Genomic DNA, 20,429 nt, shown 5'->3' with positions numbered 1-20,429 from the left:
AGAGTATCCCCTCCGAGCATGTCCTGCTGGTTCCCCTAGAGGCAAAGATGACACGGCCGATCTTCTCGATCGGTTGGTGGTCGCGCGTACGACCTGCTTCGGAGGTCAATCCGCCCGGACCTCTCCTTCGACAGACGAAGCAAGGCGACGCCGAGTATCGATGGCGGGCCGACTGATCTCGCGCCAAAGGAAAAGCCGGCGCGGGGGCGCCGGCTTCAATATCGTTGGGCTTGATGCGACCCTAGGCCGCGCGGCGGATCAGGATGTGCTTCTTCTTGCCGAGCGAGAGCTTGATGACGCCGTCGGCGGTAATTTCGCCGCTGCCGATCAGGCGGCGTTCGTCGCTGACGGCCTCGTCGTTGATGCGCACTGCGCCGCCCTGAACGTGGCGCCGGGCCTCGCCGTTGGAGCCGGCAAGGCCGGCGCGGACCATTAGCGATAACAGGCCGATGCCGCCGTCGAGTTCGTTGGCCGGGATCTCCACCGAAGGCAGGTTTTCGGCGACGCGGCCTTCCTCGAAGGTAGTGCGGGCTGTCGCTGCGGAGGCTTCGGCCGCCTCGCGGCCGTGGACGATTGCGGTCGCTTCCGTGGCGAGAATCTTCTTTGCCTCGTTGATTTCGGCGCCGCCGAGCGCTTCGAGCCTTGCGATCTCGGAAAGCGGCAGGCGGGTGAAGATCTTCAGGAATCGGCCGACATCGGCATCCTCGGTGTTGCGCCAGTACTGCCAGAAATCATAGGGGCTGAACACGTCCTCGTTCAGCCACACGGCGCCGGAGGCGGTCTTGCCCATCTTGGCACCCGAGCTCGTCGTCAAAAGCGGCGTCGTTAGCGCATAAAGCTGCGGCGTACCCATGCGGTGACCGAGATCGACGCCATTGATGATGTTGCCCCACTGATCCGAACCACCCATCTGCAGGCGGCAACCGTAGCGGCGGCTGAGCTCGACGAAGTCGTAGCCCTGCATAATCATGTAGTTGAACTCGAGGAAGGAAAGCGACTGCTCGCGATCGAGGCGCAGCTTGACGCTATCGAAGGAGAGCATGCGGTTGACCGAGAAATGCCGGCCGACGTCGCGCAGGAATTCAACGTAATTGAGCTTCATCAGCCAGTCGGCGTTGTTGACCATGAACGCATCGGTCGGACCGTCTCCGAAGCGCAGGATGCGCGAGAAGATCTTCTTGATGCCCTCAATATTGGTGGCGATTGCCTCCGGCGTCAGAAGCTTGCGCTGCTCGTCGCGGAAGGAGGGGTCGCCAACCATCGACGTGCCTCCGCCCATCAGCGCGATCGGCCGGTGGCCGGTCTCCTGCAGCCAGTAGAGCATCGTAGCGGAGATCAAATTGCCGATATGCAGGCTCGTCGCCGTTGCGTCGTAGCCGACATAGGCCGTCACGACCTCCTTCGCGAACAGGTCGTCGAGGCCGCGTTCATCGGAAACCTGATGAATGAAGCCGCGCTCTTTCAGCGTGCGGAGGAAGTCGGACTTGAACTCGGACATGGCTTTCGTCTCTTGGTGTCTGCGCTCGACCGCGGGGCTTCGCGCAACTTCGTTGTTGTTGATCTGTCGCGGCGCGTTTAGCACTGTTTTTATCAAAGTGCATCCGGGAATCGCATGGAAGGCAAGCCTCATGGATGTGATCAGAACCGCGATCGGCCTGATGAGCGGCACGTCGATGGACGGAATCGATGTCGCGCTCATCAGGACCGACGGCCGCGGCTTCATCGAGCGCGGGCCGTTCCTGGGCGTCCCTTATGAGGCAGATTTTCGTGAGCGGCTCAAACGGGCGCTGGAATTGTCGCGGCCGCTGACCGACCGGCGCGAGCGGCCCGCCGAGCTCCGGGAAATCGAACTCGAGCTGACCGAGTGGCATGCCCTCGCCGTTACGGCATTCCGTCAGCGTTTCGGACTTTCTGCCGATGCCGTCGACGTTCTCGGCTTTCATGGTCAGACCGTGCTGCATCGTCCTGACGAGGGGCTGACCATCCAGATTGGCGACGGCCCGCAACTGGCGCGCCGGACCGGTCTGCCGGTGGTCTACGACATGCGCGCCAACGACATGGTGCACGGCGGGCAGGGCGCGCCGCTGGTGCCGGCCTATCACGCAGCGTTGGCGGGAAAACTGCAGCAGGCGGGCGAGGCGGTGTGCTTCGTCAATATCGGTGGCATCTCCAACCTGACCTATATCGGCGCGGACGGCCGGATTGCCGCCTTCGACAGCGGTCCGGGCAATGCGCTGATCGACCAATGGGTCGAAATGCAGACCGGCAGAACCTATGATCCCGGCGGCGAGATCGGTGGACGCGGCAAGGTGATCCCCGCCCTGGCGGCGCGTTATCTGGAAAGCCCGTTCTTCCGCGGCAATGTCCGCCGTTCGCTCGATCGCGGCGATTTCGCGCCGCTTCGGCCGGAGGAGGCGAGCCTCGAAGACGGCGCCCGGACGCTCGCGCATGTCGCCGCCGCATCGATCGTCAAATCCGCCGGGTTCCTGCCCGAGAGCCCGTCAACCTATATCGTCTGCGGCGGCGGGCGGCTGAACGCCACCTTGATGGCTGAGTTCTCGGCGATGGCCGAAGGGCTGGGATCGAGGGTGCTGAGCGCCGAGGCGGCAGGCTTCGACGGCGATGCGCTGGAAGCCGAGGCCTGGGCCTATCTCGCCGTGCGCTCGTTGGAGGGGCTGCCGCTGACATTTCCCAGCACGACGGGAGTGGCCTCGCCCGTCACTGGCGGAGTGCTGGCAACGCCGTGACACGGGAAAGGCTGATATTGAAGACGCCGCGACTGCGCTTTGTCATGTGGGACGATGGCGACGCCGCCCTGTTGCAGAAACTGCATTCAACGACAGCGACGACGCGCTATCTTCCCGGTAACGCTCCCTGGAGTCTCGATAAGGCCGCGGCGCGGCTGCGCGGTTGGTTCGAGGAGCAGGAGCGGGATGGCACGACCAAATATAAGCTTCTCGCCGAGGACGGCAGCTTCATCGGCCGTGCCGGCATTTCGCGGTTCAGGCGCGAAGAATTCGAACTCGGCTATTCCTTGCGCGAAGAGGCGTGGGGCAAGGGCCTGGCGACGGAGGCGGCAAGCGCACTGGCCGGCTGGTTCTTCGAAAAGCAGTTCGCTTCGAGCCTCATCGCCTTCACCCACCCCGAAAACATCGCCTCGCAACGCGTCCTCAAGAAGATCGGCATGCGTGAACGCGCGCCGATCCTGATCGATGGAGTGCTCGACATGGCTTTCGAGCTGATCGCCGGGATGCGGTCGGCAAACCCCGGCGCGCCGTGACGATGGCGGTGGGCAGCCGTTGGCGCTATGAGGATCAGCGGATACGCTTTGCCGCCGGCTCCGGCACCAACTCGCCATTGAGGCGGCGGTCGAGATAGTCCTCACATTCGCTCATCAGCGTCTCCACCTGACCATTGAAGAAATGATTGGCGTTGGCAACGGTGCGATGGGTGATGAGGATGCCTTTCTGGGTCTTCAGCTTTTCGACGAGGCCGTTCACATCTTTTTCCGGCGCAACCTTGTCGGCTTCGCCGTTGATGATCAGGCCGGACGAGGGGCAGGGCGCCAAGAAGGAGAAGTCGTAGGTATTCGGCTGCGGAGCGATCGACATAAAACCTTCGATCTCCGGTCGGCGCATGAGAAGCTGCATGCCGATCCAGGCGCCGAAGGAATATCCGGCGACCCAACAGGTCTTGGAATCGGGGTGCAGGCTCTGCACCCAGTCGAGCGCGGAGGCGGCGTCGGACAATTCGCCGGCACCATGATCGAATTCGCCCTGGCTTCGGCCGATGCCCCGGAAATTGAAGCGCAGCGTCGTGAATCCGCGCTTCTGAAACATGTAGAAGAGCTGGTAGACGATCTGATTGTTCATCGTGCCGCCGAACTGCGGATGCGGATGCAGGATGAGCGCAATCGGCGCGCTTTTTTCCTTGGAGGGCTGGTAGCGGCCTTCAAGACGGCCGGCTGGGCCGTTGAAAATAACTTCGGGCATTGGTACTCCGGGTTTTATTTCGCGTTCGCGCTGCGTTGGACGACAACATGACTTGACTAATGTTGTCAGCTTTTCTAAAACGCAGTTTAGAACAATTCGAAACTTACATGGCGATCCACGCTTCGTGGAACGTGTCATAAGGCAAGCCCGGCGGAAATTTCAAGAAAAATGCACCGCCGATGCTGAAGCAAGCTCGTCAAGCGCAGGACTGAAGATCATGGCGCCGCCACGCCTTTATCTCGACTGGAATGCCACAGCGCCGCTGCACCCCGCAGCGCGCGAGGCGATCATGCGCGCGATCGACATATTCGGCAATCCGAACAGCGTGCATGGAGAAGGCCGCGCCGCACGCGCAGCCATTGAAGGCGCGCGGCGCAAAGTGTCCGCATTTGCCGGCACTGATGCCGCCAACGTGGTCTTCACCAGCGGCGCGACGGAAGCGGCCAATCTGGTGCTGACGCCGGATTTCCGCATGGGCCGCACGCCGCTCCAGCTTGGCCATCTTTATGTCTCGGCAATCGAGCATCCGGCGGTGCGCGAGGGCGGCCGCTTTGCCAAGGAGAAGACGACGGAGATCCCGGTGACGGAAGCCGGCATCGTCGATCTCGATGCGCTCGCCATGTTGCTTGCTGCTCATGACAAGGCCGCCGGCCTGCCGATGGTCGCCATCATGCTCGTCAACAATGAAACGGGCATCATCCAGCCGGTCGAGGCGGCGGCAAAGATCATCCATGCCCATGGTGGGCTCTTCGTCGTCGACGCGGTGCAGGCGGCGGGGCGTATCCCGCTCGACATCGAGCGGATCGGTGCCGATTTCATGATCGTTTCGTCGCACAAGATCGGCGGGCCAAAGGGAGCCGGCGCGCTGATTGCGCGCGGCGAGGCGTTGATGCCGCGGCCGCTGATCCAGGGCGGCGGGCAGGAACGCGGTCACCGATCGGGGACACAGAATTCGCTGGCGCTGATCGGGTTCGGCGCGGCGGCCGAGGCGGCCGCGGGCCAGCTCGAGACACGCAATGCGGCGATCGGGGCGCTGCGCGATCGGTTGGAGGCCGGCATGCGCAGGCAGGCATCCGACGTGATCATCCATGGTGAGGGCGGCGGGCGTGTCGCCAATACGATTTTTTTCACCTTGCCGGGGCTGAAGGCAGAGACCGGGCAGATCGCCTTCGATCTCGAAGGCGTTGCGCTTTCGGCAGGATCGGCCTGCTCGTCCGGTCGGCTCGGCGAAAGTCATGTGCTGACGGCGATGGGACGCGACGCCAAACTCGGAGCGCTGCGCATATCGCTCGGCTTTTCGACGACGGAAGAGGACGTCGACAGGGCGATTGCCGCCTTTGCGAAGATCGCCTGCCGGCGCAGGTCGGCGGGCGAGGCGGCCTGACCGCATCATAAACTTGCGGAAACGCAAATTTCCGCTTGCCAATCGGGCTGAAAAGTCCCTTTTGGCCACTTACATACTGGGCAAGCAATTGCCCGACATGAGGGGCAATTGAATTGCCCATACGCTACAAGCTGCCGGACCTTGTATCCGGCGAGATTGGAGAACGAAATGGCTGCCGTGCAGGAAACGATCGACCAGGTGCGCCTGATCGATGTGGACCAGTACAAATACGGTTTCGAGACCGTCATTGAAATGGACAAGGCGCCGAAGGGCCTGTCCGAGGATATCATCCGCTTCATTTCGGCCAAGAAGCAGGAGCCGGAATGGATGCTGGAGTGGCGTCTCGAGGCCTATCGCCGGTGGCTGACGCTGGAAGAGCCGACCTGGGCGCGCGTCAACTATCCGAAGATCGATTTCAATGACATTCATTATTACGCTGCGCCGAAGAGCGCGCCGGGTCCGAAGTCGCTCGACGAAGTCGATCCGGAATTGTTGAAGGTCTATGACAAGCTCGGCATTCCGCTGCGCGAACAGGAGATCCTGGCCGGCGTCGATAAGCCGAAGATCGCCGTCGATGCCGTTTTCGACAGCGTCTCGGTCGTCACCACTTTCAAGGCGGAGCTGAAGAAGGCCGGCGTGATCTTCATGTCGATCTCGGAGGCCATACGCGAGCATCCGGATCTCGTCCGCAAATATCTCGGCTCGGTCGTGCCGACCTCGGACAATTATTATGCGACGCTGAATTCGGCGGTCTTTACCGACGGCTCCTTCGTCTTCGTGCCGAGGGGGGTTCGCTGCCCGATGGAGCTTTCCACCTATTTCCGCATCAACGAAAAGGGCACCGGCCAGTTCGAGCGCACCTTGATTATCGCGGAAGAGGGCGCTTACGTCTCCTATCTCGAAGGCTGCACAGCACCGCAGCGTGACGAAAACCAGCTGCATGCGGCCGTGGTCGAACTGGTCGCGCTCGACGATGCCGAGATCAAGTATTCCACCGTCCAGAACTGGTATCCCGGCGACAAGGAAGGCAAGGGCGGCATCTACAACTTCGTCACCAAGCGCGGCGATTGCCGCGGCGATCGCTCTAAAATCTCATGGACGCAGGTCGAAACCGGTTCGGCGATCACCTGGAAATATCCGTCCTGCATCCTGCGCGGCGACGACAGCCGCGGCGAGTTCTACTCGATCGCCGTCTCCAACGGCCATCAGCAGATCGACAGCGGCACCAAGATGATCCATCTCGGCAAGAACACGTCGAGCCGCATCGTCTCCAAGGGTATCGCCGCCGGTGTTTCCAACAACACCTATCGCGGCCAGGTCTCGGCTCACCGCAAGGCCTCGAACGCGCGCAACTTCACCCAGTGCGACTCGCTCCTGATCGGCGACAAGTGCGGTGCTCACACCGTGCCCTATATCGAGGCGAAGAATTCGACGGCGCAATTCGAGCACGAGGCGACCACCTCGAAGATCTCCGAGGATCAGCTGTTCTACTGCCTGCAGCGTGGGATTCCGACCGAGGCGGCAATCGCGCTGATCGTCAACGGCTTCGTCAAGGAAGTCCTGCAGGAACTGCCGATGGAATTCGCCGTCGAGGCGCAGAAGCTGATCAGCATCTCGCTGGAAGGGAGTGTTGGCTAAGCGGTTTTCCGTCATCCTCGGGCTTGTCCCGAGGATCTAAGCACAACTGCGGAGGATCGGGTGAGCGGGTTTGTCTACATGATGTCCGACAAACCAAGAGGTGTAATCTACACCGGCGTCACCAGCGATCTGCAAGGGCGCGTATGGGAACACGGCAACAAAATCCACAAGGGTTTTACGGAGAAATACAGAGCGAAAAACCTCGTCTGGTTTGAGAGCCACCCGAACATTGTGCTGGCGATCCAGCGAGAGAAATCTCTAAAACGCTACCTGCGTGAATGGAAAATCAAGCTCGTCGAGGAGCTCAACCCGACTTGGATGGACCTTTACGAGCGCATCGACGAAATCGAGAATGTCTATCGGCCGCATGAAGATACGCGGCAGTGGAGCGATTACAATTGAAGGCTTAGATCCTCGGGACAAGCCCGAGGATGACGATCGAGACCGGTGAAAACGGTCAATTGGGCGGCCCTTGAAGCCGCTTTAGAATAGGAAAAACAAGATGCTTGAAATCAGAAACCTTCATGCCCGCATCGCCGAAGACGGCACCGAGATCATCCGTGGCCTGAACCTGACGGTAAAGGCCGGCGAAGTTGCGGCGATCATGGGACCGAACGGTTCCGGCAAGTCGACGCTCTCCTATGTGCTGTCCGGCCGTGAAGACTATGAAGTGACCGAGGGCGACATCCTTTATAACGGCGAGAGCATTCTCGAGCTCGATCCGTCCGAACGCGCCGCCAAGGGCATCTTTCTCGCCTTTCAGTATCCAGTCGAAATTCCCGGCGTCGCCACCATGCAGTTCCTGAAGGTCGCGATGAACGAGCAGCGCAAGGCGCGTGGCGAGGACGAACTGACGACGCCGGACTTCATGCGCCGCGTCAAGGAAGCTGCAGCCAAGCTGCAGATCAACACCGAAATGCTGAAGCGGCCGCTCAACGTCGGTTTCTCCGGCGGCGAGAAGAAGCGCGCCGAGATACTGCAGATGGCGCTGCTGGAGCCGAAGCTCTGCGTGCTCGACGAAACCGATTCCGGCCTCGACATCGACGCGCTGAAGATCGTTGCCGACGGCGTCAATGCGTTGCGTTCGCCCGATCGCGCCGTCGTCGTCATCACCCATTACCAGCGCCTGCTCAACTATATCGTACCCGACACTGTCCACGTCCTTTACAAGGGCCAGGTGGTCAAGTCGGGCGACAAGACCTTGGCGCATGAGCTGGAAGCCAATGGTTACGCCGACATTATCGGCGCAGCCGCGGCCTGAGTTCGGGTGGAAAGGACGACGTCCATGAACATGCAGACGACGAGCCGTCTTACCGCGGCCGAAACGGCGCTGATCGACGCCTTCAACCATCAGATTGGCGACCTGCCCGGCAATGGTGCAGTGACGGCGTTGCGCGACCGGCTTCTCGATGATTTAAAGAAGGCCGGCCTGCCGACGCGCCGTATTGAGGCCTGGCATTACACTGATCTCAAAAACCTCCTGCGCGCCGTGCCGCCGCAAGTGGGTGATGCTGGCTCCAACGCGCTCGACCCGGTTGTCGCCGGCTCCACGGTGCTGGCGGTGATCCAGGGCCATGCCAATCAGAAGGCGGTCGCCAATGGCCTCGGGCTTTCCGCCTATTCCGAGCGCTTGATCGACGGCTCCGCGGCTGATGGGCTCGATGCACTGGGCAGCGACGATGCTGTCGGCCGGATCAATGGCAGCTTCGTGCGCGACGGCTATGTGGTCGATGTGCCTGCCGAGACCGAGCTTGAAAATCCGCTTGAAATCCAGTTCATCCACGCTGGCGGACAGACGCATACGCGCCTTCCCGTTTCCTTTGGCGCCGGCGTCAAGGGAACAGTCATCGAGCGTCACCTTGCGGTGACCGGCGATGCCGCCTTCGTGTCCCACATCAGTGACATCGCGGTTGGCGAAGGCACGGAACTGACCTGGATCATCCTGCAGCAGCAGGGCGCCGAGGATACGCATCTCGGCCAGATCCGCGTCGATCTCGGCGCCGACGCCAAGCTTCGCCTGTTCGTCATCAATGCCGGCGGTAAGTTGGTACGGCAGGAACTGCATATCAAGGTGACGGGTGAGGGCGCCGATCTGACGCTGCGCGGCATCAATCTGCTCGGGGCCGAAAGCCATACCGACGTGACGATGGTGCTCGGCCACGACGTGCCGCATACCGGTTCGACCGAAGTGATCCGCAACGTCGTCTTCGACCGAGCCAAGGGTGTGTTCCAGGGCATGATCCGGGTGGCGCCCGATGCGCAGAAGACCGATGCCAAGATGGCTTGCAACACGCTGCTGATGTCCGACGATGCCGAGTTTTCGGTCAAGCCCGAGCTCGAGATCTTCGCCGACGACGTCCAGTGCGGCCATGGCGCGACGGTGACCGATATCGACGCCAATCATCTCTATTACATGATGGCGCGCGGCATTCCGGAGAACAAGGCGCGGGCAATGCTCGTCAACGCCTTCGTCGCCGAAATCGTTGAGGAACTGGAAGACGAGGCCCTGGTCGAAGCGCTGGAAGGCGTGATTTCGGCCTGGCTCGAAAAGCACGCCTGATCGGATATATCGATGGACAAGATAGCAGCGGCCACACAATACGACGTAGAAGCCATCCGCCGGGATTTTCCGATCCTGGCGGAGAAGGTGCACGGCAAGCCGCTGGTCTATCTCGACAATGGCGCGTCGGCACAGAAGCCGCAGGTGGTAATCGACGCCATCTCGCACGCTTATGCCCATGAATATGCCAATGTGCATCGCGGCCTGCACTACCTCTCCAATGTTGCGACCGATGCCTATGAGGCGGCGCGCGAGAAGGTCCGCCGCTTCCTCAATGCACCTTCCGTGAACGACATCGTCTTCACCAAGAATTCGACGGAAGCGATCAACACCGTCGCCTATGGCTGGGGCATGCCTGAGATTGGCGAAGGCGACGAGATCGTGCTGACGATCATGGAGCACCATTCCAACATCGTGCCCTGGCACTTCATCCGCGAGCGGCAGGGCGCCAAGCTGGTCTGGGTGCCGGTCGACGACGAGGGCGCCTTCCATATCGAGGATTTCGAAAAGAGCCTGACAGAACGCACCAAGCTTGTCGCCATCACCCATATGTCGAATGCGCTCGGCACGATCGTTCCCGTCAAGGAAGTCTGCCGCATCGCCCATGAACGCGGCATTCCCGTGCTGATCGACGGCAGCCAGGGCGCCGTGCACCTGCCCGTCGACGTGCAGGATATCGATTGTGACTGGTATGTGATGACCGGCCACAAGCTCTATGGCCCGTCGGGCATCGGCGTGCTGTACGCCAAGAAGGAGCGGCTATCGGAGATGCGCCCATTCCAGGGCGGCGGCGAGATGATTTTCGAAGTCGCCGAGGACCTTGTCACCTACAATGATCCGCCGCATCGCTTCGAGGCCGGCACGCCGCCGATCGTCCAGGCGATCGGGCTCGGCTATGCGCTCGACTATATGGAGAAGATTGGCCGTGAGGCGATCGCCCGCCATGAGGCCGACCTTGCGGCTTACGCGGCCGAGCGCCTCAGATCGATCAATTCGCTGCGGATGTTCGGGACGGCGCCCGAGAAGGGGAGCATCTTCTCTTTCGAACTCGCCGGCATCCATGCCCATGACGTCTCGATGGTGATCGACCGCCAGGGGGTTGCCGTGCGAGCCGGCACGCATTGCGCCATGCCGCTCTTGAAACGCTTCGGCGTCACCTCCACATGCCGTGCATCCTTCGGCATGTACAATACCCGTGCCGAGGTCGATACGCTGGCCGATGCGCTGGAATATGCGCGCAAGTTCTTTGCCTGAGGAGTATCGTTGATGAGCCTGGACGAAAGCGAACAAAAGATCGACGTGCGCGAAGGCATCGTGCATTCCAGCATCCCGGCCGATGAGCTGGCGCGGCTCAGCGACGACGTCATCAGCGCGCTGAAGACCGTCTACGATCCCGAAATTCCCGCCGACATCTTCGAACTCGGTCTGGTCTACAAGATCGACATCGAGGACGACCGGATGGTGAAGATCATGATGACGCTCACCGCGCCCGGCTGCCCGGTTGCCGGCGAAATGCCCGGTTGGGTCGAAAACGCCGTCGGCGCCGTCGAGGGCGTGTCGGGCGTTGAGGTCGAAATGACTTTCGACCCGCCGTGGACGCCGGACCGCATGTCGGAAGAGGCCCAGGTCGCCGTCGGCTGGTACTGAGCAGGCGATGGTACTGGCGCAGTACCACGGTATTGATCCGATTACCTCGGGCGACTACATTTGATTCATGAAGCACCGGATCTTGACCCCGGTTGTGGAAGGAGATGGAGCCGATGGGCTTTGCAGTGATGAGCATGACGGACGGGGCTGCGGCCCGCGTCAAGGCGATCGTCGAAAACTCCGGCCCGGAGGCGAAGGGCGTTCGCGTTGGCATCAAGAAGGGCGGCTGCGCCGGGATGGAATATACCATCGACCTGGTGACCGAGCCGAATGCCAAGGACGATCTGATCGAGCGCGACGGCGCCAAGGTCTGGGTCGAACCCTCAGCCGTGCTCTATCTTCTCGGCACAGAAATGGGCTTCGAGCAGACGACGCTCCGCTCCGGCTTCACCTTCACCAATCCGAACCAGACATCGGCCTGCGGCTGCGGCGAATCCGTCGAGCTGAAACCTGCCGATCTCGCGGCCCTTGCCGCGCAGCGTCAGAGCGAGCCGGCACATTCCTGATAACCGTCCCCCTTTAGGCTGATGGGGAATGCTCCATTGGCCGATCCCAACAGGCGGATCGGCACGTGGATGATAAAAATAGAGTAACGAATAGCGCCATGGCTTTGAGGGTTGCCTAGTCGCGCTTGATGCTCATCAGCATTTCCCAGATGTCGGCGCCGGTCTCGAAGAACATGGCGTTTGCCTTGTAGCTTTGCTCGGCTTCGATCAGGTCGGTGAGTTCGGTGGCCGGATCGACATCCGAGTCCGTCGGACCGTCGATGGCCTCTACGCTGCCTGAGGCAACAGAGGTGAGGCTGGTGTTCAGCCTGTTATAACCAGGGGTGCTGCTGTTTGCGACGTTGCTGGCGATCGCGCTGATCCGTGTCGTCTGTGCCCGCATTCCCAAAAGAGCAGTGCCTGCAAGACTCGATATGCTCACCAGCCGTTTCCCCAGAACTGGATAGCCGTCTTTTACCCGGAAGGATTTAGGGAATGCTGAAGGCGTTGCGTTAGCGAAGACCTATGAGTACGCAACCATGCCGTCAGATGTGCTTCGCAATGGCACGGCGCGCAGCCATATCGGGATCTCCACGGGGACAAACCTACAGAACCAAACCGTTTGGACGGATCAAGTAACGACGCGCATCACAGCAACATCGAGGCTCCGCGATCGATATAGGTATCAAGAAACTGCTCGAGGCGCGGGTTTCTCGGTCGCTTGAAAACCTCTTGGGGCGAACCGGTGAACAGCACCTTGCCGTGATCGAGAAAGATGATCTGCTGGCCGACCGTTGCGGCAAACCCGATCTCGTGGGAAACGACGACCATTGTCATGCCTTCGGCGGCGAGATCGCGCATGACGTTCAGCACTTCGCCAGTCAGTTCGGGATCGAGTGATGAGGTTGGTTCGTCAAAGAGCATGATCTTCGGGTTGAGAGCCAGGGCCCGCGCGATAGCAACACGCTGCTGCTGTCCTCCCGAGAGCTGTGACGGATAGTGGTTTGCCCGACCCTCGAGACCGACCTTGGCGAGTTGAGCCATTGCCCGCTCCTCTGCGTCCTTGCGGTTCGTTTTGTGAACCGTCTTCAGCGCCTCGCTGACGTTGCCGAGCGCGGTCATGTGCGGCCAGAGGTTGAACTGCTGAAAAACCATGCCGATCTGGGCGCGAATCCGCCGATTGGCGGCAGCCGGCAGCCGCTCCCTTACGCCATTCGCATTTTCCGCAAAGCCGAGCACCTCGCCATTGACGGCAATGGTCCCCTTTGTAGATTCTTCCAGAAACGCCATGCAGCGCAGCAGCGTGCTCTTGCCGGATCCCGACGGACCGATCACGCAGGAAACCTGTCCCTGCGCGATATCAAGATCGATACCGTTCAGTACGGTGGAATCGCCAAACGTCTTGACAAGATTTTTGACTGCTATCGCGGGAACACTCATATGTTGAAAAACCTGAATCTGGTGAGTTTCGTTTCGGCGAGACGACCGAGCCAGCCGGTGATTTCGACCAGCGCCCAGTAGAAGAGGGCGAGGACAAAAAGCGCTTCGACAAATGCATATTGCTGCGATCCGATGGCGCTCAGTGTTGCCGTCAGTTCCGGCACGGTGATGATCGACAACACGGCCGTCTCCTTCATGAGGATGATCGTCATGTTGAGCGATGGCGGCAGCACCAGCATGGTCATCTCAGGCAGCAATATGCGCCTGACGATTTGCGTGTGTGTCAGGCCAACGCATAGACCCGCTTCGATATGCCCCTTCGGGACGGCGGCAAAGCCCGAGCGGAATATCTCGCTGAAATAGGCCGCGCCGTAGATGGACAGGCCAACGACGCCTGCCGGGATCGGATTGAGCGACAATCCGATGAAGGGGCCCCCGTAGTAGACGAGGAATATCTGAATGAGGAAGGGCGTGCCGCGCAGCACTGCGATGACAATGCCGAACGCCCTGTCCAAGAGCACCCCGCCAAAACGCCGCGCGACAGCGACAAGGAAACCCAGAACGGCAGCGGCAAGAGCGGCGACGATCCAGATAACGATTGTCACGAAGGCACCGCTGGCGATCTCCGGCAAATGGCTGAAAATCACATTGATATCGAACGTCATCGCGGTACTCCCGGCAGGGATCGTTCGATCAGACCGCCGGCAAGTGCTACGATCCAATTGATGGCGAGGTAGATCAGACCGGCGGAAGCGAAGATTTCGAGCGGCAGAAAGGTGCTGCCGGCAAGGTCTTGGGCCATGCGCGTCAGCTCGACGATCCCGACAACGGAGACCAGCGAAGAAGCCTTCAAAATAAGGATCGCTTCGTTGACGAGCGCCGGAAAGGTCAGCCGCAGAGCGATTGGCGCCTTGATCCGGCGGAAAATCTGCATGGGCGTGAGACCGACCATCTCGGCGGACTCGACAAGGCCCGAGGGGACGCTGGCAAAACCGCCGCGCAGATTTTCAGCCTGATAGGCAGCCGTGCACAGCGAAAGGCCAACGATGGCCGCAACGATACTCGGCACGTTGATGCCGATCACCGGCAGAAGGTTATAGATCAGTAACAGCTGCACCAGCAGCGGCACGCCGCGAAAGAAGCTAATGAAAATCTTCCCCGGCAACACGAAAAGCCGTTGCCGCGAAAGGAGCATGGCGGAAACAATGATCGCGATCGCAAAGCCGATCAGAATTGAAACCACGCTGATCGTGACCGTGTAGATCGAAGCTTGCAGAAGAAGTTCGAAAAGTTTGGTGGACATGGGCGATGCTTGCCTGCGTGCTGCGGCCGTGACGTCTGTTCCCACGGCAAATTGCGCCCCGACCGATGGCGGGGCGCGTGCATTTCACCAGCAATGATTAGAATGCCGGATCCTTGACAGCGTCCGGTGTATCGAAAGACGCACCGAACCACTTCTTTTGCAGCTCTGCCATACGCCCGTCTGCCTTGATCTTGAGCATCGCGGCATCGATCGCGTCCATCAGCGGGGCGTGATCGGCGTCCTTGAGACCGATGAAGCCGAAATAAGACTTCTTTCCGAAAGGCGGCAGGACGACTTCGAAAGTGCCCTTTCGCTGGCTGGCGACAAAGGCGATGTTCGGGAGCGAATTGGCAACGCCGGCAATACGGCCGGCTGCGAGATCGGCGTAGGTCTCAGTGAAGGCAGGATATTCGCGCACATCGACTTTGGTCGGCAGCGTGTCGGAAAATTCCTTCAGCTGGTCGAGCTGGGCAGTTGCCTTGCCGACACCAATCGTCTTGCCGGCAATGTCTGCCGGTTTGCTGATCGTCGTGTCGCCGGCCTTCTTAAGGATGGCAATCGTCGCTTCGGCGATCGGCGGCGTGAAGCGATAGCGCTCCATGCGCTTCTTGGTGATCGTGGCAGGACCTGCGACGATATCGAACTTGCCAGCCTCAAGCGCGGGGAAGACGCCGTCCCAGGGAAGTGCCACCCACTCGATCTTGACGCCAAGTTCCTTTGCGATCTCGGCAAAAAGGTCGACGTTCAGGCCCGTATGTTCACCGGCATCGATATAGTCAAACGGTGCGAAGGCCGTTTCGGTGCCAACCTTGAGCGTGCCGGCTGCCTTGACGGCCGCCAGCGTATCGGCTGCGTGGGCGGAAAAGGCTGCTCCTAACAGGAACGCAGCGCCGACCAGACCCGTCAGCAGTGACTTTGCCTTCATCATCATCTCTCCAGTTTTATCCCTCCAACGGAGGAGTTTTGTTCCCGATTTTGATTTCAATGCGCGAATTTTTATGCTCCGCTTTTGACTATACAAATAGATATAGGCTGGCTTAGAGTGTCAATGTAAAAGTCGAGGAACGCAAAAATTGTGCCGGGTGGCGGCAATCTTTGCCGGTGTGATGCGACCGCTCCGGCACTTGGTCGTGACGCCCAACGAGGTGTGGACTTGGTGTCGATTTATCAGCGTATTTACATGGATATCGAGGCGAAGATCATCAGCGGCGATTGGCGGCCCGGCGACCGTATTCCCGTAGAACATGAACTGGTCGCGGAATATCAATGCTCGCGCATGACTGTCAGCAAGGCACTGTCGGCTCTGGTCGAACGCGGCATGATCGTCAGAAGGCGCAAGACCGGTTCGTTTGTTGCGTCGCCCCAGATCGACCGCACGGTAATGGATATTCAGGATATCAGCACCGAAGCGGAACTGGCCGGGCACGAACACCGCTTCGAGCTTCTCACCCGTAAAGTCGAACGCCTTGGAGAAACGGACGCACAACAGCTGTCGGAAGCTCCCGATGCGGAGATACTCAGGCTTCAATGCCTACATATCGTGGACGGCAGACCCAATGCCATCGAACGGCGGATCATCATGCTCGACGCCGTCCCACGTGCGCGCGACGAGAGCTTCGCCTCGATCCCGCCCGGCAAATGGCTGCTTGCGGAAGTTCCCTGGTCCAAGGCCAAACACGTCATCCGCGCCGTCTCGGCCGATACGGCGACGGCGCGAATGCTGGAGACAGAAAGAGGCCAGGCGTGCCTTAGCCTCATCCGGCAGACCTGGCAGAACGGCCGGACAGTGACATATGTCGAGATTATCCATCCAGGCGACCGGTTCCAGTTCGCAGGGACGTTTCATCCGATGGCAAATTGAGTTGGCGCACACCACTGGAGGTTCTGCAAGTGATCGATGAGCGCTTCAAGACGATCCCGCTCAAGGGTCTGCAAGCCTTCGAGGCGGTGGGGCGCTGCGGCGGCGTGACGGCTGCGGCACTGGAGCTCAAGGTCTCGCCGGGGGCAATCAGCCAGCAAATTCACAAGATCGAAAGTTTTCTTGGAGTTTCCTTACTGGAGCGGAGCGGGCGAACCGTTGAGCTGACCGCATGGGGCCGGCTCTATCATCAGGAGATTTCGAAGGGATTTGAGCAATTTGCGTTCGCTCAGCAGTTATTGGAAAGGGCACGCAACGAGACGCCGCTGGTCCTTAGCGCGCTTTCTTCCGTCGTCAACAAATGGATCGGCAGGCGAATCTTCGACTGGCAGGCCCTACACCCCGATGTTCAAGTGAGAATTATTGGACGGGACAAGGAGCCCAGGATCGGTTTCGACGATGTCGATTTCCGCGTAAGCTACGGGTCGGACGTCCTTCAGCACGACCATTATACTGAACTGTTTCGCGATTGGGTCGTGCCTGTCTGCTCGCCGTCGCTAATGCAGGATCGCGCGCACGTGGCCCGGGATCTCTTCGAGCAGCCGCTTCTGCATGTCGAGTGGGAAAGGCACTTCACGCCTTACCCAAGCTGGGCGGAGTTCGCGGCCATGGCCGGTATACCGTTCGACGCCTCGACGCCCGGCCTCTCCTTTACCCTGTCGAGCAGCGCGATCGATGCAGCCGTCAACAAGCGTGGCGTCGTCCTCGCGCAGATGTCGATGATTACCGATGAGCTCGAGGCGCAGACGCTCGTCACTCCCGTCGACATGCGGATTCCGCTGCGCGAAAGCTACTTTCTCGCCTGGGACCGCGCGGCACTGCAAAAGCCGCGCGGCCGCGAATTCCGCGACTGGCTCGTCGCCATTTCCCGTCAGCAGGCTTTGGTGTCAGCCCCCAAGTGAACGTTTTAGAAAATCTAAAACGGACCTTAGCGCCGCGATGTTGATGAAAATTTGCGCCTGGTGATAATTTGCGCGGCCACAGCATGCATAAGGGGAGAGCTCAATGGCGCGAACCGACAAGATGAAACTTGGGACCTTCGTCTACACTTTCGGCTTTCATCCGGCCTCGTGGCTGCATCCGGCCAGCGATGTCGGCGGCGCCAATGACTTCGCCCATCTGCTCGGTGTCGCCAAACGATCCGAGGCGGCCAAGTTCGATTTCATGTTCATGGCGGATTCTCCGGCTGCCGCCGTCGGTGATCCGAATGCGCTTGCCCGCATTCCGACCAAGATGAATCGCTTCGAACCCCTCTCACTGCTATCAGCATTGGCGGTCACGACCAGCAATCTCGGTCTCGTTGCGACGGTGTCGACAAGTTATTACGAGCCATACAATGTCGCCCGCCTGTTCGCCTCGATCGACCATCTGAGCAACGGGCGCGTCTGCTGGAACGTCGTCACCTCCGACCATGACGAAACCGGCTACAACTTCAATCGCGAGGGACTTGATCCGCACGCGCTCCGCTATGAGCGCGGCAATGAATTCGTCGATGTCGTTTTCGGCCTGTGGGACAGCTTCGAGGAAGGTGCTCTGCTTCTCGACCGCGAAAACGGTGTCTATTATGACAAGGACAAGCACCACACGCTCAATCACAAAGGCAAGCATTTCCAGGTCCGCGGACCCCTCAACATTGCGCGAACACCCCAAGGCCGTCCCGTCATCGCCCAGGCCGGCGGTTCGGAACCCGGAATGGACATGGCGGCGCGCACTGCCGAGATCGTCTTCAGCCTCGCGTCGAATATCGAGCGGAACAGGGCCTTCTACGAAAACGTCAAGAGCCGGATGCCGGCCTATGGGCGCGATGCCGACGACCTGAAGATCATGCCGGGCATCGTTCTCAACGTCGGTGAAACGGAAGCCGAGGCAAAAGCGAAGGTCGACTATCTGATCGACAAGATGCATCCTGATGTTGGCCGGTTGATGCTTTCCGAATTCCTGGAAGCGGACTTGCGCGACGTGCCGCTCGATAAACCCTTCCCCATGGATCGGCTTCCGGCGGCGCCGAAGGGTTCACGCGCCTTGTTCGACGAACTGGTCGGTTTCGTCAGGAGCGGCCATACCGTCGGCGAGCTCATCCGGCACTATGCCGAGAAGCATACCGGAAATGGCATTACAGGTACGCCCACCCAGATCGCCGACTTTATGGAGGAATGGTTCGAGACGCGGGCTGCCGATGGCTTTATCCTGATGTTCCCGACCCTGCCGTCCAGCCTCGACGATTTCGTGGGGCTCGTCCTGCCCGAGCTTCGCCGCCGCGGTCTGTTCCGCGAGGAATATGAGGGAAGGACCCTGCGCGAAAACCTCGGTCTTTCAATGCCGGCAAACCGTTTTGCCAAAACGCAGACGCCGGCCCGATGAGTGCAGCGGCTTTGATCAGCGGAGCAGATTTCAAGCTTTCGATGCGTCATCTGGCGGGTGCGGTCAGTGTGATCACGGTAGGCGACGGACAAGACCACACCGGCTTCACCGCAACCTCGGTCTCTTCATTTTCGGCGGAGGTGCCCTCCGTTATCGTCAGTGTCAACCGCGCATCTTCCTCGTGGCCGGTATTGCAGCGGTACGGCTGTTTCTGTGTCAACGTGCTCGCGGCCGACCAGCAGCAGGTGGCGCAATCCTTTGCAGGTTTCGACGGACGCAAGGGCGTGGAACGCTTCGGTAATGCGGGATGGTATCGCCTCAGGACTGGCGCGCCCGTTCTCGAAAACGCTCTTACCGTGCTGGACTGCAAGCTCGAAACGGCATTCCACCATCATTCCCATGCGATTCTGATCGGACATATTTGCGCCATCCAAGTCCGACAAGGCATAGGGCCGCTCATCTACTGGCGCGGCGGCTATCGTGAACTTCCGGCGGAGGTCGATTGCCAGTTCTAGCGGAGCCGCTCCGACAATAGCCCTATCGATGCAACATCCGCATTGGCAAAGGCAAGTCTGAGGTAATGCTCTTGTCCTTCGCCGAAATAGGCGCCGGGCAAACAGACAATGCCCGATTCCCTGGCGAGTCTTTCGGCGATCTCTGAAGATGATCGATCGGCGAAAGGGTGGCGGACGAAGGCGAAATAGGCGCCGATCGCTCCTATTTCCCAATCATGCAAGCTGGAAAAGACCAGCTTCAACGCATCCGCCCGGCGCGCGATTTCCAGCCGGTTGCTGGCCCGCCAATCGGCAAGCGCGGGGATAGCCGATGCAACGGCGATCTGAGCCGAGCGCGGCGCGCAGATCTGCATATTGTCCATCACCTTGGCGATCTCGGCGACGAGCTTGGGTCCTGCCGTGATGGCACCCAGCCTGTGGCCGGGGATGCAAAAGGATTTCGAAAAACTGTAAAGAAGGACGACCGTGTCCTCCCAACCCGGCTCGGACAGGAGTGAGTGCGGCCGGCCGTAATCCTCGCCCAGGAAATCGCGATAGGTTTCATCAAGGATCAGCCAGGTGCCATGCTTCCGGCAAAGAACAAAAAGCTCGTGCAGCAGGCTTGGCGGATATACCGCTCCGGTGGGATTGTTGGGTGAGACGACTGCCAGCACCTTGGCGCCGGCCGCAAGTGCTGCTTCGATCGAACTCAGGTTAGGCAGAAAACCGTTGGCAGGATCGCACTCAACCAATCGACGTCCGATCCCCAGCATCGACAGCGTCGTATCGTGATTGAAATAAAAGGGATTGGTGAGAGCCACGGTATCGCCCGCGCCAGCAAGGGCGATCGCCGCGCACATGAACGCCTGATTGCAGCCGGCGGTGATGTGGATATTGCCTTCGGAAAGGTCGGCGCCGTACAGCGCGGCGAGATGTGCTGCATAGGTCTTGCGTAACAGGGGCTCGCCTTCGATTGGACCGTAGCCTGTCATCGCCTGTTGTCCGGCCGCCTCGGCAAGCCGGCGAAGCATCTCCGGATGGGCGGGATAGCCGGGTACGGCTTGCGATAGATCGATGAGCGGCCCCTTGTTCCCTTTATATTCGCGGCTCCAGGCAATGACGGAAGGAATGGGCGGGGCAGAGAGTCGGGAAACACGTAAATTGGGTTTTGCAGCGATCATGTCGATTTCTCATTGATAGCAATTGC

At 60.1% G+C, this 20,429-nt stretch carries 22 protein-coding genes; 14 read left to right on the top strand and 8 right to left on the bottom strand.

The window, feature by feature from the left end; translation table 11 throughout:
* Positions 1 to 241 precede the first annotated feature (241 nt).
* Complete coding sequence (gene tyrS / locus J0663_RS20810) at positions 242 to 1,498, bottom strand: tyrosine--tRNA ligase (protein ID WP_207242242.1); 1,257 nt, start codon at positions 1,496 to 1,498, stop codon at positions 242 to 244.
* A gap of 130 nt (positions 1,499 to 1,628) precedes the next feature.
* On the opposite strand from tyrS, the gene J0663_RS20805 reads away from it, so the two are divergent.
* Positions 1,629 to 2,747, top strand: coding sequence for an anhydro-N-acetylmuramic acid kinase (locus J0663_RS20805; RefSeq protein WP_207242241.1), 1,119 nt, complete (start codon positions 1,629 to 1,631; stop codon positions 2,745 to 2,747).
* A 44-nt stretch (positions 2,748 to 2,791) separates the two neighbouring features.
* On the top strand, positions 2,792 to 3,280 hold the full coding sequence (locus J0663_RS20800; protein ID WP_259665855.1) for a GNAT family N-acetyltransferase: 489 nt from the start codon (positions 2,792 to 2,794) through the stop codon (positions 3,278 to 3,280).
* 34 nt (positions 3,281 to 3,314) lie between these two features.
* On the opposite strand, the gene J0663_RS20795 is transcribed toward J0663_RS20800, so the two are convergent.
* Positions 3,315 to 3,992 carry an alpha/beta hydrolase gene (locus tag J0663_RS20795; protein WP_064705075.1) on the bottom strand — a complete coding sequence of 226 codons (678 nt, stop codon included), beginning with the start codon at positions 3,990 to 3,992 and terminating at the stop codon, positions 3,315 to 3,317.
* Between the two features lie 217 nt (positions 3,993 to 4,209).
* On the opposite strand from J0663_RS20795, the gene J0663_RS20790 reads away from it, so the two are divergent.
* From J0663_RS20790 to sufA, 8 genes are all read left to right on the top strand, one after another.
* On the top strand, positions 4,210 to 5,376 hold the full coding sequence (locus tag J0663_RS20790) for a cysteine desulfurase family protein (protein WP_207242239.1): 1,167 nt from the start codon (positions 4,210 to 4,212) through the stop codon (positions 5,374 to 5,376).
* Positions 5,377 to 5,544: 168 nt separating this feature from the next.
* Positions 5,545 to 7,014 (top strand): Fe-S cluster assembly protein SufB, encoded by a 1,470-nt coding sequence (gene sufB / locus J0663_RS20785; RefSeq protein ID WP_207242238.1) that lies wholly within the window; start codon positions 5,545 to 5,547, stop codon positions 7,012 to 7,014.
* A gap of 60 nt (positions 7,015 to 7,074) precedes the next feature.
* Entirely contained in the window at positions 7,075 to 7,416 is a 342-nt protein-coding gene (locus tag J0663_RS20780; RefSeq protein WP_207242237.1) for a GIY-YIG nuclease family protein, read from the top strand.
* Positions 7,417 to 7,516: 100 nt separating this feature from the next.
* A complete protein-coding gene (gene sufC / locus J0663_RS20775) occupies positions 7,517 to 8,275 on the top strand; it encodes a Fe-S cluster assembly ATPase SufC (RefSeq protein WP_207242236.1) in 759 nt (252 codons plus the stop codon).
* A 24-nt stretch (positions 8,276 to 8,299) separates the two neighbouring features.
* Positions 8,300 to 9,574 carry a Fe-S cluster assembly protein SufD gene (gene sufD, locus J0663_RS20770; protein WP_207242235.1) on the top strand — a complete coding sequence of 425 codons (1,275 nt, stop codon included), beginning with the start codon at positions 8,300 to 8,302 and terminating at the stop codon, positions 9,572 to 9,574.
* A 12-nt stretch (positions 9,575 to 9,586) separates the two neighbouring features.
* Positions 9,587 to 10,828 carry a cysteine desulfurase gene (locus J0663_RS20765; RefSeq protein ID WP_207242234.1) on the top strand — a complete coding sequence of 414 codons (1,242 nt, stop codon included), beginning with the start codon at positions 9,587 to 9,589 and terminating at the stop codon, positions 10,826 to 10,828.
* Between the two features lie 12 nt (positions 10,829 to 10,840).
* On the top strand, positions 10,841 to 11,221 hold the full coding sequence (locus J0663_RS20760) for an SUF system Fe-S cluster assembly protein (protein WP_018854912.1): 381 nt from the start codon (positions 10,841 to 10,843) through the stop codon (positions 11,219 to 11,221).
* Positions 11,222 to 11,334: 113 nt separating this feature from the next.
* Positions 11,335 to 11,727 carry a Fe-S cluster assembly scaffold SufA gene (gene sufA, locus J0663_RS20755; protein WP_064685465.1) on the top strand — a complete coding sequence of 131 codons (393 nt, stop codon included), beginning with the start codon at positions 11,335 to 11,337 and terminating at the stop codon, positions 11,725 to 11,727.
* 115 nt (positions 11,728 to 11,842) lie between these two features.
* Here the strand turns inward: sufA and J0663_RS20750 are convergent, their stop codons facing one another.
* The 5 genes from J0663_RS20750 to J0663_RS20730 form a co-directional block, all read right to left on the bottom strand.
* Positions 11,843 to 12,148, bottom strand: coding sequence for a flagellar basal body protein (locus tag J0663_RS20750; RefSeq protein ID WP_207242233.1), 306 nt, complete (start codon positions 12,146 to 12,148; stop codon positions 11,843 to 11,845).
* A gap of 206 nt (positions 12,149 to 12,354) precedes the next feature.
* Positions 12,355 to 13,146, bottom strand: coding sequence for an amino acid ABC transporter ATP-binding protein (locus tag J0663_RS20745; RefSeq protein ID WP_207242232.1), 792 nt, complete (start codon positions 13,144 to 13,146; stop codon positions 12,355 to 12,357).
* Entirely contained in the window at positions 13,143 to 13,811 is a 669-nt protein-coding gene (locus J0663_RS20740; RefSeq protein WP_097599285.1) for an amino acid ABC transporter permease, read from the bottom strand. Before J0663_RS20740 ends, J0663_RS20745 begins: the two co-directional genes overlap by 4 nt.
* Positions 13,808 to 14,449 (bottom strand): amino acid ABC transporter permease, encoded by a 642-nt coding sequence (locus J0663_RS20735; RefSeq protein WP_097599286.1) that lies wholly within the window; start codon positions 14,447 to 14,449, stop codon positions 13,808 to 13,810. The genes J0663_RS20740 and J0663_RS20735 overlap by 4 nt, the downstream gene beginning before the upstream one ends.
* A gap of 97 nt (positions 14,450 to 14,546) precedes the next feature.
* On the bottom strand, positions 14,547 to 15,380 hold the full coding sequence (locus J0663_RS20730; RefSeq protein ID WP_375337259.1) for a transporter substrate-binding domain-containing protein: 834 nt from the start codon (positions 15,378 to 15,380) through the stop codon (positions 14,547 to 14,549).
* A 222-nt stretch (positions 15,381 to 15,602) separates the two neighbouring features.
* On the opposite strand from J0663_RS20730, the gene hutC reads away from it, so the two are divergent.
* From hutC to J0663_RS20710, 4 genes are all read left to right on the top strand, one after another.
* Entirely contained in the window at positions 15,603 to 16,310 is a 708-nt protein-coding gene (gene hutC / locus J0663_RS20725) for a histidine utilization transcriptional repressor HutC (protein ID WP_207244555.1), read from the top strand.
* Between the two features lie 29 nt (positions 16,311 to 16,339).
* Positions 16,340 to 17,269 carry a LysR family transcriptional regulator gene (locus J0663_RS20720; protein ID WP_207242230.1) on the top strand — a complete coding sequence of 310 codons (930 nt, stop codon included), beginning with the start codon at positions 16,340 to 16,342 and terminating at the stop codon, positions 17,267 to 17,269.
* A gap of 103 nt (positions 17,270 to 17,372) precedes the next feature.
* Positions 17,373 to 18,728, top strand: coding sequence for an LLM class flavin-dependent oxidoreductase (locus tag J0663_RS20715; RefSeq protein ID WP_207242229.1), 1,356 nt, complete (start codon positions 17,373 to 17,375; stop codon positions 18,726 to 18,728).
* Positions 18,725 to 19,243, top strand: a complete 519-nt coding sequence (locus J0663_RS20710; protein ID WP_207242228.1) for a flavin reductase family protein — start codon at positions 18,725 to 18,727, stop codon at positions 19,241 to 19,243. Before J0663_RS20715 ends, J0663_RS20710 begins: the two co-directional genes overlap by 4 nt.
* On the opposite strand, the gene J0663_RS20705 is transcribed toward J0663_RS20710, so the two are convergent.
* Entirely contained in the window at positions 19,240 to 20,403 is a 1,164-nt protein-coding gene (locus J0663_RS20705; protein WP_207242227.1) for an aminotransferase, read from the bottom strand. The two genes, J0663_RS20710 and J0663_RS20705, sit on opposite strands and share 4 nt — an antisense overlap.
* Positions 20,404 to 20,429 lie beyond the last annotated feature (26 nt).

The sequence above is a fragment of the Rhizobium lentis genome (assembly GCF_017352135.1).
GTDB lineage: Bacteria > Pseudomonadota > Alphaproteobacteria > Rhizobiales > Rhizobiaceae > Rhizobium > Rhizobium lentis.
Note: the sequence above shows the minus strand (reverse complement) of the source record. Positions and strands in the feature narration are given on the sequence as shown.

Bases quoted from the DNA above. Each gene is read 5' to 3' on its own strand.
- J0663_RS20765 (WP_207242234.1), top strand. From the start codon at position 9,587: ATGGACAAGATAGCAGCGGCCACACAATACGACGTAGAAGCCATCCGC.
- sufA (WP_064685465.1), top strand. From the start codon at position 11,335: ATGGGCTTTGCAGTGATGAGCATGACGGACGGGGCTGCGGCCCGCGTC.
- J0663_RS20735 (WP_097599286.1), bottom strand. From the start codon at position 14,449: ATGTCCACCAAACTTTTCGAACTTCTTCTGCAAGCTTCGATCTACACG.
- J0663_RS20745 (WP_207242232.1), bottom strand. From the start codon at position 13,146: ATGAGTGTTCCCGCGATAGCAGTCAAAAATCTTGTCAAGACGTTTGGC.
- J0663_RS20710 (WP_207242228.1), top strand. From the start codon at position 18,725: ATGAGTGCAGCGGCTTTGATCAGCGGAGCAGATTTCAAGCTTTCGATG.
- sufD (WP_207242235.1), top strand. From the start codon at position 8,300: ATGAACATGCAGACGACGAGCCGTCTTACCGCGGCCGAAACGGCGCTG.
- J0663_RS20705 (WP_207242227.1), bottom strand. From the start codon at position 20,403: ATGATCGCTGCAAAACCCAATTTACGTGTTTCCCGACTCTCTGCCCCG.
- J0663_RS20740 (WP_097599285.1), bottom strand. From the start codon at position 13,811: ATGACGTTCGATATCAATGTGATTTTCAGCCATTTGCCGGAGATCGCC.
- J0663_RS20800 (WP_259665855.1), top strand. From the start codon at position 2,792: ATGTGGGACGATGGCGACGCCGCCCTGTTGCAGAAACTGCATTCAACG.
- J0663_RS20760 (WP_018854912.1), top strand. From the start codon at position 10,841: ATGAGCCTGGACGAAAGCGAACAAAAGATCGACGTGCGCGAAGGCATC.
- sufB (WP_207242238.1), top strand. From the start codon at position 5,545: ATGGCTGCCGTGCAGGAAACGATCGACCAGGTGCGCCTGATCGATGTG.
- J0663_RS20790 (WP_207242239.1), top strand. From the start codon at position 4,210: ATGGCGCCGCCACGCCTTTATCTCGACTGGAATGCCACAGCGCCGCTG.
- J0663_RS20715 (WP_207242229.1), top strand. From the start codon at position 17,373: ATGGCGCGAACCGACAAGATGAAACTTGGGACCTTCGTCTACACTTTC.
- J0663_RS20795 (WP_064705075.1), bottom strand. From the start codon at position 3,992: ATGCCCGAAGTTATTTTCAACGGCCCAGCCGGCCGTCTTGAAGGCCGC.
- J0663_RS20805 (WP_207242241.1), top strand. From the start codon at position 1,629: ATGGATGTGATCAGAACCGCGATCGGCCTGATGAGCGGCACGTCGATG.
- J0663_RS20730 (WP_375337259.1), bottom strand. From the start codon at position 15,380: ATGATGATGAAGGCAAAGTCACTGCTGACGGGTCTGGTCGGCGCTGCG.
- tyrS (WP_207242242.1), bottom strand. From the start codon at position 1,498: ATGTCCGAGTTCAAGTCCGACTTCCTCCGCACGCTGAAAGAGCGCGGC.
- sufC (WP_207242236.1), top strand. From the start codon at position 7,517: ATGCTTGAAATCAGAAACCTTCATGCCCGCATCGCCGAAGACGGCACC.